At 35.0% G+C, this 802-nt stretch carries 1 pseudogene; it reads right to left on the bottom strand.

The annotated features are described in order from the left end of the window. A pseudogene (locus EKL98_RS17055) lies at positions 1-802 on the bottom strand (T9SS type B sorting domain-containing protein); the annotation flags it as partial.

Genomic DNA, 802 nt, shown 5'->3' with positions numbered 1-802 from the left:
TAATATTTCCTGCATTTGAATTCGAAATATCAATGTTTTGATTTCCGTAAGATTCAGTGCAGTTTAGGATTCCATCATTATCATTGTCTAAATCGATATTATCATAAACTTTGTCATTGTCAAGATCAGTAGGGCAGTCACTTACAGGTATCTTATCTGAAAAGACAAATGTGCCACAGTTTGAATTTGTACCTTTTACTTGATAAAATCCGGGCTCAGTTGGAGTGTATGAATTGCTTATTTCCCCGGGTATTATTTCATCATTTTTATACCATTCAAAAGAATCATAGGAGGTCAAAGAACTAATTTTTAATATTACATCTGGGATACAAGAAGAAGTGGCACCAACTTTTATTTCGGAAATAATTTCTGGTTTCACGTCAAAACCTGAATAATAACCACCATAAGTAGCAAAACCACTTGAGCCAAAATAAGAGACATAGACTTGTTTATTCGAAAACACAGCGATATTACCTCTCAATCCTGTGATGCTGTACACTTCAAAAGCAGGATTGGCGATTACTGCTTGGAGAGTTACTGAAACTCCAGAAGGAAGACTGGAAATAGGGTAGTTTGTTCCATCAATTCCTATTTGTAAAGTTGATCCAGTTTCGGTGACGATATTTAATCCGCTATTTGTTGTAAAACTTATGGAACCAATTTGTTCAATCATTGGAATGTTGTTTACTATACTTGGAGTAGAACAGTTTAATGGAGGAACAAAAAATAAGTTTTGATTCGCTTGAGATTGTCCACCCACGCTTTGGTATGCAAATGCTGGCTTTGTAGTTCTCACATACAT

The organism is Flavobacterium bomense (assembly GCF_003970355.1).
Note: the sequence above shows the minus strand (reverse complement) of the source record. Positions and strands in the feature narration are given on the sequence as shown.